This is a genomic window from Lelliottia nimipressuralis (assembly GCF_004402045.1).
Taxonomy (GTDB): domain Bacteria; phylum Pseudomonadota; class Gammaproteobacteria; order Enterobacterales; family Enterobacteriaceae; genus Enterobacter; species Enterobacter chinensis.
In genome coordinates this window covers 1,034,619-1,050,298 of sequence record NZ_SOMG01000030.1, presented here as the reverse complement: position 1 = coordinate 1,050,298, position 15,680 = coordinate 1,034,619, and the positions used below count along the sequence as shown (strand labels likewise).

Sequence of the window (15,680 nt, the reverse complement as noted above, 5' to 3'; positions counted from 1 at the left end):
GCATGAGCGACAACAACGCGGCCCGTAAGGGCGACGAGATTATTCACTCCAGCATTTTTGCGGACATCACCAGCATTGTGGCGGAAGGCGCCGCTTATGCGGTGATCGGCGCGGCGGTGGGGGCAGCAGCTACCGTGGCGGCACCATTGCTGGGGGCAGGGGCGGCAGCCGCAGGCGTGGCGGCGATTGGCTCCAGCTGTCTGTTAAGCGGCATCATTGGCGGCGTGCTGGCAAACGTGGCGGGGATCACAGACGATATCAGCAACGCCGCTGAGGGGTTAGGCAACGCGATTTTCCCGCCGTCGCCTGCGGGTAAAATCACCACCGGTTCGAATAACGTTCTGACCAATGCGATCCCCGCCGCGCGTGCGGCTGGAACGCTGACGCCAGCAGATACCCCTTCACCTGAGCCGCAGTCGCCGGGCAGCTTTGCCGATTACGCAGGCATGCTGCTTTCCGCTGCCGGACAGTTTGGTAGCGAAATGTGGCAGCCGAGCGTGGCGTCTGCCGCTGCGGGGACCTCACCGCTGGAAGAAGACAAGGTGGCGTGTGAAAAGCACTCCGGACCGCAGTATCTGGCGGAAGGCTCGAAAAGCGTCTTCATCAACGGCCAGCCTGCGGTGCGTGCGAAAGATCGCACCACCTGCGAAGGGACCGTTTCCGATGACGTCTCCCCGAACGTGATCATCGGCGGCGACACGCTCACGGTTCGCGATATCAAAAGCGGCAAAACGCCGGGTCTGGCGCTGGGGATGATTGCGCTCTCCCTCCTGCGCGGCCGTCCGGGCAAGATCCTGAAAAACATGCCCTGCGCGCTGGCGGCAGCCGGCGGCGGGATGCTGGCCGATATGGCCGTCAATGCCGTGTTTGGCTCCTCGCACCCGGTTCACGCCGCCACCGGCGTGAAGGTGCTGAATGACGATGATGAACTCGATTTCTCGCTGCCGGGCCGCTTCCCGCTTCGCTGGCAGCGCAGCTACAACAGCCTGACCACCCGCGAAGGGCTGTTTGGCCTGGGCTGGGCGACCGCCTTTGACAGCTATCTGACTCTTGAAGAGAACAGCGCGACCTGGTTCGACGAAACCGGACGCGAGCTGAGCTTCGAACTGCCCCCTGTCGACCGGGCGTTTTACAGCATCAGCGAAGGCATTATTATCCGCCGCAATGAGAGCGGCGACGTGGCGATTGCCGACGATGACGGCGCTGTGTGGCGTTTGTACAAACCGACACGCGCGAACCCCTTAATCCTGCGTCTGGCCTCCCTGAGTGATGAATACGGCAACGCGCTGCTGACGGAGTGGGACGAGCACGGCAGGCTGGTTGGTCTTCACGATGAGCCGCGGGCGATAGACGTCACCCTGCGCTATGAGGACGAACGGTTCCCGCATCGCGTGACTGCTGCCAGCCATTTCGACGGCAACCGAACCTGGCCGCTGATGCAGTGGGGCTACGATGCGCGCGGCCAGCTGGCGAGCGCGACGGATGCCTCCGGCGTCGTCACCCGCGAATACCGCTATAACGACCACGGTCTGATGGTCTGGCACCGCCTGCCGGGCGGGCTGGAGAGCGAGTACCGCTGGAAAAAATTTGATCACTGGCGCGTGGTGGAAAACCGCACCAGCACCGGTGACGGCTGCCGCTTTACCTATGATTTAGCCGTCGGGCTAACGACCGTCGAGCACTATGATGGTCAGAAGCGTCAGCACTACTGGAATGCGCAGAGCCTGATCGTCCGCTTCGTTGACGAGCGCGGTGAAAACTGGCGCTACGAGTGGGATGACAACGAGCTCCTGACCCGCCGCATCGATCCGCTCGGGAATGCCGTTACCTTCGTTTATGACGAGATGGGCAACCGGGTGCAGGAGATCGACGCCGACGGTAATGCCCGCACCACCACCTGGCTTGAGCACCGCGCGCTGCCGTCTTCGATTATCGAAGCCGACGGCAGCGCTACCCGGTTCTGGTATGACGAACATCACGGCCTGAAGCGCGTGGTGGACCCGATGGGGCAGACCACGCTGCTGCGCCGGGACGAGTTTGGTCAGGTCGTTGAGGAGGTCGATGCCGCCGGCAACAGCCGCTACCAGGAGTACAACGAGGCGGGACAGGTGGTGCGAGCGACGGACTGCTCTGGCCGCACAACCCGGTATCACTATCATCCGCTGGGCTGGCTGGTGGCCGAGACTGGGGCCGACGGTGAAGAGACGCGCTATCGCTACGACGCTGCAGGGCGCCCGGTGCAGCTCGATCGCCCGGAAGGCTGGACGGAATCGCTCAAATGGAACGAACATGGCCTGCCGGTGAAGCATGCTGGTGCTGATGGTAAAGAAAGTGAGTTCAGATACGATCGGGCAGGACGCTTAACCGCCACGCGTAATACTCAGGGTGAAGAGGTCCGTCGCCGCTGGGACAGCCGAGGGCGTCTGATTGCCCTTGAAAACGAAAACGGTGAAGCGTATCAGTTCCGCTGGGGAGCAGATTCGCTGCTGCTGGAAGAGGTAGGGCTCGATGGCGTGGCCTCGCAGTATCGCTACGACGCCTGCGGGCGCACGATAGCGCGTACCTTTGCCGCCGGTCATCCCGAAGCCATTACCCACGCCTTTGCCTGGAGCGCGAGCGGCCAGCTGGTCGCCCGCACCACGCCGGAAGGACAGACCCGCTACCACTACACGCCGTCCGGGCTGTTAAGCCGGATTGGGCTGCATCCTGCGCTTTCAGCAGACGCCTGGAGCACCGAGGCAGAGCAGGAGCTTGCCTTTGAATATGATGCGCTCGGTCGCGTGACGCGCGAAGCGGGCGAGCACGGCGAGCTGGCGTGGCAGTATGACGCCCTTGGCAACCGCACCTCCGTTACGCTGCCCGATGGCCGCGAGCTAAAACAGTTCTACTACGGCAGCGGGCATCTGCTCGGCATTGCTCTCGATAAGCTGTCGGTCTCCGACTTTACCCGCGACGAACTCCACCGGGAGACCAGCCGCACGCAGGGGCTGCTGACCACCCGCAGCGAGTACGACCGTCTCGGTCGACTGCATCGCCGGGATGTTTTCACCGGTAACGCCCAGCGCCCGTCGCCGCGCCGCTGGTCCCGCCGCTGGGATTACGACTACCGCAATAACCTGGTACGGGAAGAGCGGGACGATAACCCGTTCAGCTGGTACCGCTGGCAGTACGACAGCGCCGGACGCCTGCTGGTTCAGGACGGCACGCTGCCCGGACAGGAGCAGTGGCGCTGGGATGCTGCCGGTAATCCGCTCGAAGGCTCTGCTGAGAAGATTACGCACAACCGCCTGACGCAGCTGAACGGCATTCGCTGGCGTTATGACATCCACGGGCGCACCGTGGAGAAGGATAACGGCCAGATCCGCTGGCATTACCGGTACGACGGTGAGCACCGCCTGACGGAGGTGATTAGCCAGCCACGGGATCGCAACAGGCCGCAGACGCAGGTCAGCTTCCGCTACGATCCGCTCGGACGCCGTATCAGCAAAACGCGCCGCCAGATGCTGGGCGGTCAGCCAGCCGGCAAGCCGGTCACTACCCGATTTGTCTGGGAAGGCTTCCGCCTGCTGCAGGAGCTGCACGGAGACGTGCCGCTGACCTACGTCTACAGCGACCAGGACAGCTACGACCCGCTGGCGCGTATTGACGGCGCTGATGCCCCGGAGATCTTCTGGTTCCACTGCCAGCCGAACGGCACGCCGGAACAGATGACGGATATCGAAGGGCAGGTGCGCTGGGAAGGCGTTAACAGCGCCTGGGGCAAGCTGCTGCGGGAAAGCGAGACGCAGCTATCAGGATATTCCCAGAACCTGCGCATGCAGGGACAATACCTGGACCGTGAGACAGGGCTGCACTACAATCTGTTCCGGTATTACGACCCGGACTGCGGACGGTTTACGCAGCAGGACCCGATAGGGCTGGCGGGGGGGATAAACCTTTACCAGTATGCGCCGAATGCGCTGGGGTGGGTGGATCCGTGGGGGTTGTCGAGATGCAAAGCACCGAACGGATATAAAACTGGTGATGTTGATCCACATGGTAATCTTTCTCCTGGTGTAAACAGAGCGTCGGGCCATACAAATAGTAAAAATGATGGGTTTGTACAAAGTCACCACCCAATACAAGACGCTTGGGCTAAGAAAAGAATAAACGGTTACCAGAGAAATACTGCACCTGCTACGTTACTTAAATCCGCATCAGGCAGTCCACACGCTAATATAAGTTCTGCTCAACGAACTCGTAGAGCTTTGCCTGGAGGTTGGGATACAACGTTGAAACAAGAGTTCCATATCAGTTACAAAGAAATGATTGATGCAGGTGTTCCAAAGCAGCAGGCAAGGAAATCGATTAGTGATTCATATAAATATTTTGACCAATTGAGAGAGTCTAATAGTAGTAATGTTTATTTTGATATATAACTTATTTATAGGTAAGCCGATATGGAAAAACAGGATTTAATTGATCAGTTAAATGAAATTGAAAAGCTCATACACATGTCTTTACCTTCTGAATATAAGCGCTTTATGATTGAGAACGTCAAGGATAGTGACTCTTATGAAATTCAACGAGCAAATGGTGACCAGCTTTATGTTTTCAATTGTTTTGACTTACTTGAAAGGAATGACACTTACACAATTCAAGCGGTTGAGCCTGGCGTTTTATTGATTGGTCAAGATGGTGATTTGGGTTACTTTTTGAATTTGCGCAAAGGTACTGATGAGATTTATTCTTTAGATCTTGGAGCGTTAGGAAGTCTAGACATGGATAAAGAAAGTAATAGTATATTTATGCTATAATTTTTTATTTATTAAAGACCTAGTTCAGAATATTGGAAAATCCACGCCAAATCGTGGATTTTTTTTCAAAACAAATCAAACATAAAAAAGAAGTTCATCATATCGCAATTTTTAATGATGTAATCTTTACCTTTCGCACCCAGTGCTACGCCGCTGGTCTCTCCGCTCGGATTACGGCTACCGCAATAACCTAGTGCGGGAAAAGCGGGACGATAACCCGTTCAACTAGGACAATAGCGCCGGCGACTACTCGTTCAGGACAGCATGCTGAGGGACAGGAGCAGTGGTGTTGGGAAGCTGCCGGGAATCCGATCAGAGGATCCCCTGAGAAGATAATCCATAACCGTCTGCTGAAGGAAGTGCACTGGGATGCTCTGCTTACCTATGTCTACAGCGATCAAGACAGCTACGATTCGCTGGCGAGTATCGATGCCCCGGAGATTTTCTGGTTCCAATGCCAACTCGACTGCACCGATGACGGATATCGAAGGGCAGTAACTGTGGTGCAGGTTCAAGTATTGGTAAACTTTTATCAGAACTTCCAGTTAGAACGAGAATAAAAGTCAAGGAAATGTAATGAATGATAAAAAAATACAAATAGTTGATCTGCTGATTTCGCATAGTCAAATATTGTTACGATCCCGAGACTATGACGAAAAGCTGAGTCGGTGGGGAAAAGGCAATGTTTCTCAAGGTGCTGTTCTACACAAGGATTATGTTATATTCGATCCATTACCAGAGGATGCGTTTGGAGCAAACGTCAATATCAAAATAGAAAATGCTTTCAAATTTGATGAAAATGCTCAGCGCTGTATTGTTGTACCATTTTTCATCACGGATAAACATAAGTTGCAGATCGCTTCTGCAACTGAGAAATTTGATTTAAATATAGATGTGAGCGATAAAGTTTATTCACTCTTTTATGAGATTTGTGAAGGGGATGAAATTTACTATAATTTCACTCTTGTACCGGCAAAAGATGCTATTACTGCTAAGTTTTTGCTAGATGACCCTTGGGGGGGAATAAAAGACCATCCTCTCAAGGAAGGTGTTTTTTAAATTTAATACTATCTGGGATTTTTATTCATTCAAAACAAATCAAACGTTAAACAGGAAGTTCATCACATCGCCATCTTTAACGATCTAATCTTTCCCTTCCGCACGCATCTTGCCTGCTAATTTCGCGCCTCGCTCGCCCTGCTCTCAATAAGCTGTCGGTCTCCGATTTTACCCGCGATGAGCTCCACGGGAGACGAGCCGCACGCAGGGGTTGCTGACCACCCGCAGCGAGTACGACCGCCTTGGTCAACTGCATCGCCGTGACGTCTTACAGGCAATGCCCAGCGCCCGTCGCCGCGCCGCTGGTCCCGCCGCTGGGATGCTCCGGTAACCCGCTCGAAGGCTCTGCTGAGAAGGTCACGCACAACCGCCTGACACAAATGAACGGCATTCGCTGGCGTTATGACATCCACGGCCGCACCGTGGAGAAAGATAACGGTCAGACTCGCTGGCACTACCGCTATGACGGCGAACATCGCCTGACGGAGGTGATTAGTCAGCCACGGGATCGCAACAGGCCGCAGACGCAGGTCAGCTTCCGCTACGATCCGCTCGGACGACGCATCAGCAAAACGCGCCGCCAGATGCTGGGCGGTCAGCCAGTCGGCAAGCCGGTCACTACCCGGTTTGTCTGGGAAGGGTTCCGCCTGCTGCAGGAGCTGCACGGAGACGTGCCGCTTACCTACGTCTACAGTGACCAGGACAGCTACGACCCGCTGGCACGTATTGACGCCGCTGATGCCCCGGAAATCTTCTGGTTCCACTGCCAGCCCAACGGCACGCCGGAGCGGATGACGGATATCGAAGGGCAGGTGCGCTGGGAAGGCGTTAACAGCGCCTGGGGCAAGCTGCTGCGGGAAAGCGAAACGCAGCTATCAGGATATTCCCAGAACCTGCGCATGCAGGGGCAATACCTGGACCGTGAGACAGGGCTGCACTACAATCTGTTCCGGTATTACGACCCGGACTGCGGACGGTTTACGCAGCAGGACCCGATAGGGCTGGCGGGGGGGATAAACCTTTACCAATATGCGCCGAATGCGCTGGGGTGGGTGGATCCGTGGGGTTTGTCGTGCAGAAATAGCTGGAATGATTTCCAGAATAAAACAAAAGGAGTTTTCTCAAGTAGGGCATGGGCAGCAAAGGCGTATAATTCATTAAAAGGTACGACGAAGCCCAATCGGCCAAACCCAACAACCTATTTAAAACCTTCCTATGTTAAGCAACATCTTGCATTATTTAACGATGGTATTTCTAAAATTGCTTGGGAAGTAAATAGAGCTGAGATTGGTCCTCCATCTGTTCATTTTGTGATGCCAAAATCAGTTGCTGATAATATTATTACGAAAGCTGGCGGGGATGTCGGGAAGTTAGAGAAAATGTTGGGATTAGACCCTGGAGATCTCGGCGATTCACCGGTTAGAATAGATATCCTTAAACCTCAAGGGCTTAGGATGCCTTCAGGCAACGAGGGGGGAGCTAATGATTTTTGGGTTCCTGGTGGTAAGACGTCAGGAGGTATCCCTGAGGCCGTAATAGATCAAACACCTGTCGGTGATGCGTTGATTACACCAATTATAAATAAATAGAGGTATGAAAAATGGATGAACTTATTTTTACAGGTTTTGGTATTGACATAATTAAAAGAAGTGGTGAATATTTTATCCGATATGATACCGGAACTATTGCTATGATTGAAAAGGAATCGAAAATTACATTAGAAGAGGCATTGAAAGCACAAAAAAGTGAAAGCGATGCTTATGAAGTTATTATTGCCACTCAGACTAGAGAGGGAAAAAACAAACCGTTCTTTTCGAAAGAATAATAGATTCTTACAGTAGGTGGGTAATTAATTTTGGTTTTCATAGCAAAAAGAATCGGGTGCAGTATAATTGACAGCGCCAGAATGATAATGTACTTCGTTGATGTACCGCTGGGTAAGTAATATGTCTTTTTTAGAAAAAAAAAGATGCTGAAAAACTTCTCCATAGATTTTTAAAGAGTACTTTAAAAAAACAGTCCGATATTAATGAGTTAATGGCTTGGGCAATCAATCATGAATCTGGTATTCCTATGAAAGGAATAATGTATGAATATGATAAAATGGAGCAAAATAAGCCAACCGCACAAGATTTAGATGATCTTAACAAACTGATGCATTTTTATGGTCCATGATTAGGAATATGAAGCCTATTCTACTAAAAAGTTATAATTACAGACCGGGTAAAATCATCTATGACGGAAAGGATGATGATTTTTATGATTATTCAGATAAGATCTTTATCCCACAATTAAATAGCGATATTATTTTCCAAAATAAAGACGCCAAACCTCTTTGGAATCTCCAGAACGATTTGATAAGTGAAGTTTTATATAATATTTCGGAGATTAAAGTTATAACATATCAAGATGATCTTAAACCTTCTTATAAAAATAATGATCTGGATATTTATGTTTTTCGTCATTTATTACCAGATGACACTTTGCATATTGTGTTGGCGGAGGGGGAAAGTCAGCCTGCCAGATATAAAATTATATTGTTAGGATATATAGTAACAACATAATGTTTATGCTATATACTAAATTTTCTACATAAGTGTTGAATCATCCTAATGAAAATATTTATTAAGAGTGAAGATGATCGCTGACTTCAGGTTTATTAAAGAAAATAGCGTGCTCGAATGGATGTGCTGTACAAAAAATGTACGCTTAAATATATCTTGCTCAGATCTCGCAATGGTCGACTCAACACGCCAGTTAGTCTTTGCGTTAAGCGAGCCAAAGCCACTACCAACCGTTTTGACCATCTTCAATGCGCAGGGCGAAAAACTATTTTGGTCTGCACCTCCTGAAGGCGCATTTTTCTATTACTTAACTTTCAACCTGTCAAAGGAAGTGGTTGTGGTCTGTAGCTATGCGGAAAAGCAAAACGGCTGGCATGATTGGTTTTATTCCTGAGAGATGAAGCGTAACGCGTTGTCTCGATCGGGCCCTGCGTATTAAGATCACATGCGCCCAAAAAATAATAACAATAAACGGTGGCAAAAGAGGGACTGTATCAGCAGTTCCAACAAGCGGTTTAAAAACAGAGCTAAGAGGCAAAGGATGAGCACGGTTTACATTGTCATATTGACCTATATAAAACCCCTTGACGAGGTTGATGCAGCGATATCTGCTCATGTTGAGTGGCTAAAAAAGGGGTATGCAGAGGGGATATTTCTGGCTTCCGGGAGACGGATCCCAAGAAACGGTGGAGTCATTCTCGCTAAATGCGAGAGTCTTGCTTCTCTTGAAGAGCGCTTACGCGAGGATCCTTTTCAGGCGTTAAAGCTTGCGACCGCCGAAATCATTCCCTTTGAACCCAGTATGAAGACAGATCTCTTAGACAATGTGTTTTGACGCCGCAATAAAAAAATCCACGCCAGGGCGTGGATTTTTTTCGTTCAAGACGAATCAGACGTTAAACAGGAAGTTCATTACGTCACCATCTTTAACGATATAATCTTTCCCTTCCGCACGCATCTTGCCTGCTTCTTTCGCGCCTTGCTCACCCTTGTAGGTGATGAAGTCTTCAAACGCGATAGTCTGCGCACGAATAAAGCCTTTCTCGAAGTCGGTGTGGATTTTACCAGCCGCCTGAGGTGCAGTTGCGCCTACAGGGATGGTCCACGCACGCACTTCTTTCACGCCAGCGGTGAAGTAGGTCTGCAGGTTCAGCAGCTCATAGCCTGCGCGGATCACGCGGTTCAGGCCCGGCTCTTCCAGACCCAGCTCGGCCATGAACTCTTCACGGTCGGCATCGTCCAGCTCGGCGATATCAGATTCAACGGCAGCGCACACGGCAACAACCACAGAACCTTCAGCCGCTGCGATTTCACGCACTTTGTCGAGGTACGGGTTGTTCTCGAAACCGTCTTCGTTAACGTTGGCGATGTACATGGTTGGCTTCAGGGTCAGGAAGCTCAGGTATTTGATTGCCGCTTTGTCTTCTTCAGTCAGGTTTTTCAGCGCGCGCAGCATGCCCGCGTTTTCCAGCTGTGGCAGACATTTTTCCAGCGCAGCCAGTTCCGCTTTCGCGTCTTTGTCGCCGCCTTTGGCTTTCTTCTGCACGCGGTGAATGGCGCGTTCGCAGGTGTCGAGGTCAGAGAGCGCCAGCTCGGTATTGATGACGTCGATGTCGTCGGCCGGATCCACTTTGTTGTTTACGTGGATGATGTTGTCGTTCTCGAAGCAGCGCACAACGTGACCGATCGCTTCGGTTTCACGAATGTTGGTCAGGAACTGGTTGCCCAGACCTTCACCTTTGGATGCGCCTTTTACCAGGCCCGCGATGTCCACGAACTCCATGGTGGTCGGCAGAATACGCTGCGGCTTCACGATTTCCGCGAGCTGGTCCAGACGCGGATCCGGCATTGGCACAACGCCGGTGTTAGGTTCGATGGTACAGAACGGGAAGTTCGCCGCTTCGATACCCGCTTTGGTAAGCGCGTTAAACAGGGTGGATTTGCCCACGTTTGGCAGACCGACGATACCGCATTTGAATCCCATTTCTAAATCACCTTAATATCTTGATAATCAATCCGTTAACGATAACCGACTGATGAAAAGTAAATAACTACGCCTATTATACACGTAACCCGCATGACGCGCGGTAAAAAAGCCGTATCGGGCGGATTATTGCGCTTTGAAAGCGTGCAAGCGGTTTGTCGCCTTGGTTAACCCATCTTTCAGCCAGATTTCGGTGCAGCGCGCCGCTTCGTCTACCGCCTCGTCAATCAGTTTCTGCTCAGAAATCGGGGGTTTACCCAGAACAAAACCGACAACTTTGTTTTTATCGCCCGGATGGCCGATTCCTACGCGCAAACGGTGAAAATTCGGGTTATTGCCCAGCTTGCTGATGATGTCTTTAAGACCGTTGTGGCCGCCGTGCCCGCCGCCCAGTTTGAATTTTGCCACGCCAGGCGGGAGATCCAGCTCATCGTGGGCCACCAGAATTTCATCCGGATTAATGCGATAAAACGTCGCCATCGCCGCCACCGCTTTACCGCTCAGGTTCATAAACGTGGTGGGCACCAGTAAGCGAACATCCGCGCCTGCAAGGTTGATACGTGAGGTATACCCGAAGAATTTAGGTTCTTCACGCAGAGGAGCACGTAACCGCTCGGCCAGCAGATCGACATACCATGCCCCGGCGTTGTGGCGGGTGGCCGCATACTCTGCGCCAGGGTTGGCGAGGCCGACAATCAGTTTAATCGTCACGATTTAATTCCTAATGGGTTCCAGATCTGGCGCGTAGTTTACTGTCTGGCGCGCCGCTTGACAAAATTCTGCGATCTTCGCAGTGAAATACGAATAATTTCTTATTTGAACAATTAGAATTTCAAGCTGTTCAAAGTCTTATTTGTAAACTTTTGTTTGGGAGTTATCTGTAATTGTGATCATTCACGCAACTCATAAAAGGGGCGTTGTCTATACTTTACACACAAGGATTAGGGGCTTTTCCCCTGACAACCCAAAGTTCCGGAGGTGACACATGAAACGCAAAAACGCTTCGTTACTCGGTAACGTGCTCATGGGGTTGGGGCTGTTCGTGATGGTAGCCGGCGTGGGTTATTCAATTTTAAACCAATTGCCGCAGCTTGATCTCCCGCAATACTTCGCACATGGCGCGATATTAAGCATCTTCATTGGGGCGGTGCTGTGGCTCGCCGGGGCGCGCGTCAGCGGCCATGAGGAAGTGTGTGACAAATACTGGTGGGTGCGCCACTACGATAAACGCTGTCGTCGCGACCAGCATAAACACAGCTAGTGCTACGATAAGAAACACCGAAACGGCTCCCGAGGGAGTCGTTTTTTTTGCATCAAGGGTTGACCCTCACGTAACGTAAGGCTCCAGAGTGACGGCACTGGCAAAGTAAAAGGAGCAGTTATGTTGATTCAGGTGGGTGAGCTGGCGAAAAGGGCCGGTATCACCGTGCGAACATTGCATCACTATGAGCAAACAGGGTTGTTGCTGCCTTCTGCCAGAAGCGCGGCAGGTTACCGGCTTTACAACCTGGCGGATGTTCAGCGTCTGCACATGATCCAGGCGCTGGCAAAAGCGGGGCTGGAACTTGCTGAGATCAGGGATTTTCTGGAACAGGAGTCGCTGTCGTTAACGGAACTCCTCGATGCGCAAATCAGCCTGCTGGATAAACAGCTGCGCAGCATAAACACGCTGCGCGACCGGCTGATGGACTTACGCACCGGGCTTGCCGCTGATGAGACTCCCGATCTGGAATCCTGGCTACAGACTCTGGAGTTGATGAATATGTACGATCGCTGGTTTAGCAAAAAAGAGTTACAGCAGCTGCCGTTTGCGGTGCAGAAGGATGCGCTGGCGGCTATCTGGTCAGGGCTGGTTGCAGAGGCCAGCATGCTGCTGGAACAACACATACCCGTGACGGACGCCCGGGCGATGGACCTGGCAACGCGCTGGATGGAACGCCTGGAGCAGGACACGGCGGGTAAGCCGGAGTTTCTCACCCGGCTGAACGAAATGCACAGCGTTGAGCCACAGATGCAGGTACAGACCGGCATTACGCCGGAGATGACCGATTACATTACGCGGGCGTTTGCCGAATCGAAGCTTATTATCTGGGAGAAATATCTCTCTGCCGAAGAGATGGCTTTTACCCGGAAACACTACTTTGACCGCATGATGGAGTGGCCGCCGCTGGTGGCAAAAGTGCACCAGGCGCAGCGGGAACATCTCGACCCCGCCTCTGAAGAGGCGCAAGAGCTTGCCGAAAACTGGCTGGCGTTGTTCCAGTCGTACGCGGGTACGAACCCGGAGACCCAGCAAAAGTTTCGCGTGGCCATGCAGCAGGAGCCTCATCTAATGAAGGGAACATGGATGACGCCTGCCGTGCTTGGGTGGCTCCAGCAGGCTATCGGAGTGATGATGCAGAGACGTTTCTCTGCATCAGGTGGCTCACAGGTCCGCTAGCGCGGCATCCCGGTTAGGGTAGAAGGAGAGTCGGCCAGGGATGGGCTGCACGCCTGCGCGCGCCATGGTGCGCAGGGGCTGGAACTCCAGGTTACTCACCCGCAGCTCGCAGCCTTCCGGCAGACGTTTCACGAAGCGCTGGAAGGCATCCAGCCCGCCGGCATCCAGCACCGGTACGGCATCCCATTTCAGTACCACAATCCGTTTGCCCGCCATGCGGGACTCCAGATCGCTGAACAGGCCTTCCGCCGCGGCGAAGAACAGCGGGCCAATTACGCGCAGCACCAGCACATCATCAGGCACCTCCACGTTAACCGGGGAGAGGCGCGTCATCTGCGCAATGCGTCGCATAAACAGCAGGGAAGCCAGCACGATCCCGACGCTGATGGCGATGACCATATCGAACAGCACGGTCAGCGACATACAGATCAGCATCACGATGATGTCGTCTTTCGGGGCGCGACGCAGCAGGTTCACTACCTTATGCGCCTCGCTCATGTTCCAGGCCACCATCAGCAGCAGGGCGGCCATGGCGGAGAGCGGCAGCCAGGAGAGCAGCGGAGCGAGGATCAGCAGGGCGAGGATCACCAGCACGGAGTGGATAACCGCAGAAACCGGTGAGGTTGCCCCGGCGCGCACGTTCGCTGCAGAACGGGCGATAGCCGCCGTGGCCGTAATACCGCCAAAAAACGGTGCGATGAGGTTGCCTAAGCCCTGGCCGACCAGCTCGCCGTTGGCTTTATGTTTGGTGCCGGTCATGCCGTCAAGCACCACGGCGCAGAGCAGGGATTCAATCGCCCCCAGCATCGCCATAGAGAACGCGGCAGGAAGCAGAGCACGCAGGGAGTCCCAGCTGAGGGTAAAGCTGGAACCGGGCATGTCCCACGGCAGCACCAGCTGCGGTAACAGTTGCGGAATGCCGCTGCCCTGTGAACCGTCCGCCAGAACATAGTGGAACTGCGAGCCGATAGTCGCGACATGACCACCAAACATATTCACGATAGCCATCACCGCGCAGCCCAGCAGTAGCGCGGGCAGATGGCCCGGCAGACGAATGCCCAGACGAGGCCAGACGATCAGCGTACCCAGCGTCACAATCCCGATGGCGGCGTCGCCCAAGTTTGCAGTCGGCAGCGCCATAAACAGCGCGCCCACTTTTTGCAGATAGTGTTCAGGGACGTGAGCCATTTGCAGGCCGAGGAAATCCTTGATTTGCATTGTCCCGATGGTGATACCGATCCCGGATGTGAACCCCAGCGTGACGGAAAGGGGTATGTACTCAATCAGGCGGCCAAAACGGGCCAGGCCAAACAGAATTAAAAAGACCCCGGACATCAGGGTGGCGACCAACAGGCCCGCCAGCCCAAACTGTTGCGAAACGGGGTAGAGGATCACCACAAAAGCGGCGGTCGGGCCGGAGACGCTAAAGCGTGAACCGCCGGTCAGGGCGATGACTATCCCGGCGACAGCCGAGGTGTACAGACCGTACTGCGGCGCAACGCCGCTGCCAATCGCCAGCGCCATTGCCAGCGGGATGGCGATAATGCCGACGGTGATCCCGGCAATCAGGTCACGTACAAAGCGTGATGAGGTGTATTTCTCTTTCCAGCAGGCGTCGATGAGGGCGCGAAAGGGCAGAACATGTGAGGAAGTTACGTTTTTCACAATTATCTATCATCCGTATGCGCATCATCTGTCATATCAATGGCAGGTGAAGGAGGCATTAATCATACAAATAAAACCCAGAGACAAAAAAACCCGCCGCAGCGGGTTTTTTGGCCGTATTCGATTAGTGTTCGAACATTGCAGAGATGGATTCTTCGTTGCTGATACGACGAATCGCTTCGGCCAGCATCCCGGACAGAGTCAGAGTACGTACGTTTGGCAGTGCCTTGATCTCGTCGCTCAGTGGGATGGTATCGCACACCACAACTTCGTCAATAACGGAGTTGCGCAGGTTGTTTACCGCATTGCCGGAGAAGATCGGGTGGGTCGCGTAAGCGAACACGCGCTTGGCACCACGCTCTTTCAGCGCTTCAGCGGCTTTACACAGCGTACCACCGGTATCGATCATGTCGTCAACCAGCACGCAGTCACGGCCAGCAACGTCACCGATGATGTGCATCACCTGAGAAACGTTAGCGCGCGGACGACGTTTGTCGATGATCGCCATGTCGGTATCGTTCAGCAGCTTAGCGATAGCACGAGCACGTACCACGCCGCCGATGTCCGGAGAAACCACGATTGGGTTATCCAGGTTCAGCTGCAGCATGTCTTCCAGCAGGATTGGGCTGCCGAATACGTTATCAACCGGGACGTCGAAGAAGCCCTGGATCTGCTCTGCGTGCAGGTCAACGGTCAGAACGCGGTCAACGCCGACGCTGGACAGGAAGTCAGCGACAACTTTAGCGGTGATTGGCACACGCGCGGAACGAACGCGACGGTCCTGACGGGCATAGCCGAAGTAAGGAATAACAGCAGTGATACGGCCTGCTGAAGCACGACGCAGGGCGTCGACCATAACAACCAGTTCCATCAGGTTGTCGTTTGTTGGAGCACAGGTGGACTGGATGATGAAAATATCACCACCGCGTACATTTTCGTTGATTTGTACGCTGACTTCGCCGTCGCTAAAGCGACCTACGGCGGCGTCGCCGAGGGAAGTGTACAGGCGGTTGGCAATACGTTGTGCTAGTTCCGGGGTGGCGTTACCAGCAAAAAGCTTCATATCAGGCACGAGAAGAACCTCAGGCATGCGTCCAGTGGTGGATAGCGTTCGCCGCAAACTGTGCGGGCCAGGCAAATGCTATCCAGGCGGTGTATTAAAGAGCGCGATG

The 15,680-nt window shown here is 53.3% G+C and carries 14 protein-coding genes and 1 pseudogene; 11 read left to right on the top strand and 4 right to left on the bottom strand.

What is annotated here, in order from left to right; translation table 11 throughout:
• Positions 1-2 precede the first annotated feature (2 nt).
• From E3U32_RS22625 to E3U32_RS22585, 9 genes and pseudogenes are all read left to right on the top strand, one after another.
• Positions 3-4,418 carry an RHS repeat-associated core domain-containing protein gene (locus E3U32_RS22625; RefSeq protein ID WP_134350597.1) on the top strand — a complete coding sequence of 1,472 codons (4,416 nt, stop codon included), beginning with the start codon at positions 3-5 and terminating at the stop codon, positions 4,416-4,418.
• Between the two features lie 21 nt (positions 4,419-4,439).
• Positions 4,440-4,796, top strand: a complete 357-nt coding sequence (locus E3U32_RS22620) for an SMI1/KNR4 family protein (protein ID WP_134350596.1) — start codon at positions 4,440-4,442, stop codon at positions 4,794-4,796.
• Between the two features lie 576 nt (positions 4,797-5,372).
• Positions 5,373-5,855 carry a competence protein ComJ gene (gene comJ / locus E3U32_RS22615; RefSeq protein ID WP_134350595.1) on the top strand — a complete coding sequence of 161 codons (483 nt, stop codon included), beginning with the start codon at positions 5,373-5,375 and terminating at the stop codon, positions 5,853-5,855.
• Between the two features lie 140 nt (positions 5,856-5,995).
• Positions 5,996-7,444, top strand: a pseudogene (locus E3U32_RS22610) (RHS repeat domain-containing protein); the annotation flags it as partial.
• Between the two features lie 11 nt (positions 7,445-7,455).
• Entirely contained in the window at positions 7,456-7,680 is a 225-nt protein-coding gene (locus E3U32_RS22605; RefSeq protein ID WP_134350594.1) for a hypothetical protein, read from the top strand.
• 212 nt (positions 7,681-7,892) lie between these two features.
• The gene (locus E3U32_RS23865; protein WP_286164457.1) at positions 7,893-8,030 is read left to right on the top strand and encodes a hypothetical protein; all 138 of its coding nucleotides are present in this window, start codon (positions 7,893-7,895) and stop codon (positions 8,028-8,030) included.
• Positions 8,031-8,038: 8 nt separating this feature from the next.
• Positions 8,039-8,419, top strand: a complete 381-nt coding sequence (locus tag E3U32_RS22595) for a hypothetical protein (RefSeq protein WP_134350593.1) — start codon at positions 8,039-8,041, stop codon at positions 8,417-8,419.
• 73 nt (positions 8,420-8,492) lie between these two features.
• Positions 8,493-8,813: a hypothetical protein gene (locus E3U32_RS22590; protein ID WP_134350592.1), complete on the top strand. Its 321-nt coding sequence runs from the start codon at positions 8,493-8,495 to the stop codon at positions 8,811-8,813.
• Positions 8,814-8,960: 147 nt separating this feature from the next.
• Complete coding sequence (locus E3U32_RS22585) at positions 8,961-9,254, top strand: YciI family protein (protein ID WP_134350591.1); 294 nt, start codon at positions 8,961-8,963, stop codon at positions 9,252-9,254.
• Positions 9,255-9,308: 54 nt separating this feature from the next.
• Here E3U32_RS22585 and ychF read toward each other — a convergent pair whose 3' ends face one another.
• Both ychF and pth read right to left on the bottom strand, forming a co-directional pair.
• On the bottom strand, positions 9,309-10,403 hold the full coding sequence (gene ychF, locus E3U32_RS22580; protein WP_010432886.1) for a redox-regulated ATPase YchF: 1,095 nt from the start codon (positions 10,401-10,403) through the stop codon (positions 9,309-9,311).
• A 126-nt stretch (positions 10,404-10,529) separates the two neighbouring features.
• Positions 10,530-11,114 (bottom strand): aminoacyl-tRNA hydrolase, encoded by a 585-nt coding sequence (gene pth, locus E3U32_RS22575; protein ID WP_134350590.1) that lies wholly within the window; start codon positions 11,112-11,114, stop codon positions 10,530-10,532.
• Between the two features lie 274 nt (positions 11,115-11,388).
• On the opposite strand from pth, the gene ychH reads away from it, so the two are divergent.
• Positions 11,389-11,664, top strand: coding sequence for a stress-induced protein YchH (gene ychH / locus E3U32_RS22570; RefSeq protein ID WP_024907062.1), 276 nt, complete (start codon positions 11,389-11,391; stop codon positions 11,662-11,664).
• Between the two features lie 120 nt (positions 11,665-11,784).
• Positions 11,785-12,843, top strand: coding sequence for a MerR family transcriptional regulator (locus tag E3U32_RS22565; RefSeq protein ID WP_134350589.1), 1,059 nt, complete (start codon positions 11,785-11,787; stop codon positions 12,841-12,843).
• Here E3U32_RS22565 and dauA read toward each other — a convergent pair.
• Both dauA and prs read right to left on the bottom strand, forming a co-directional pair.
• The gene (dauA, locus tag E3U32_RS22560) at positions 12,829-14,508 is read right to left on the bottom strand and encodes a C4-dicarboxylic acid transporter DauA (protein ID WP_134350588.1); all 1,680 of its coding nucleotides are present in this window, start codon (positions 14,506-14,508) and stop codon (positions 12,829-12,831) included. The genes E3U32_RS22565 and dauA overlap by 15 nt on opposite strands.
• 124 nt (positions 14,509-14,632) lie before the next feature.
• Entirely contained in the window at positions 14,633-15,580 is a 948-nt protein-coding gene (gene prs, locus E3U32_RS22555) for a ribose-phosphate diphosphokinase (protein WP_003856663.1), read from the bottom strand.
• Between the last annotated feature and the right edge of the window lie 100 nt (positions 15,581-15,680).